This window comes from Photorhabdus tasmaniensis, from assembly GCF_011189505.1.
Taxonomy (GTDB): Bacteria; Pseudomonadota; Gammaproteobacteria; order Enterobacterales; family Enterobacteriaceae; genus Photorhabdus; species Photorhabdus tasmaniensis.
Genome location: NZ_PUJU01000232.1, coordinates 1 through 404, shown reverse-complemented (window position 1 = coordinate 404; position 404 = coordinate 1). Strand labels below are relative to the sequence as shown.

Sequence of the window (404 nt, the reverse complement as noted above, 5' to 3'; positions counted from 1 at the left end):
CGCCCGTGCCAACCGCCGCTTCTGGTGCAATGGCATCTGCAACAAAAATCCCCACATTATTCAGGCACAGCGCCGGATTCGTTTTACACCCTTCAAGCGCAATACGCCCTGCCGCTGCCATTTCAGCAGATCACCATTAAGGGACGATGGCTGGAACAGATAGGTTTTTATGCTAATAGACCGGTGATTGTTAAAATAGAAGATGACCAGTTAATTATTAAACTTGTGTATCAGTTCTAAAAGTTAATAAAAATAATTCCCCCCCGATCGTATGATCGGGGAGAGTTGACTTTACTTTGGTATTTTTGTCAGTAACTCATTAACCTTATCGGTATCTTCTGGATGAAGTTTTAGATATTTTTCACAGGCTAATCTGACATAGTGATAACAGGTTTCTTCACTGA

2 protein-coding genes are annotated in these 404 nt (G+C 41.8%); one reads left to right on the top strand and one right to left on the bottom strand.

The window, feature by feature from the left end; translation table 11 throughout:
• The first annotated feature begins 24 nt into the window (after positions 1-24).
• Positions 25-240, top strand: coding sequence for a SymE family type I addiction module toxin (locus tag C5471_RS25455; protein ID WP_166650283.1), 216 nt, complete (start codon positions 25-27; stop codon positions 238-240).
• Between the two features lie 51 nt (positions 241-291).
• Here C5471_RS25455 and cdiI read toward each other — a convergent pair.
• Positions 292-404 (bottom strand): ribonuclease toxin immunity protein CdiI (gene cdiI, locus C5471_RS23710; RefSeq protein ID WP_166296714.1); only part of this gene is annotated, 113 nt, incomplete at its 5' end.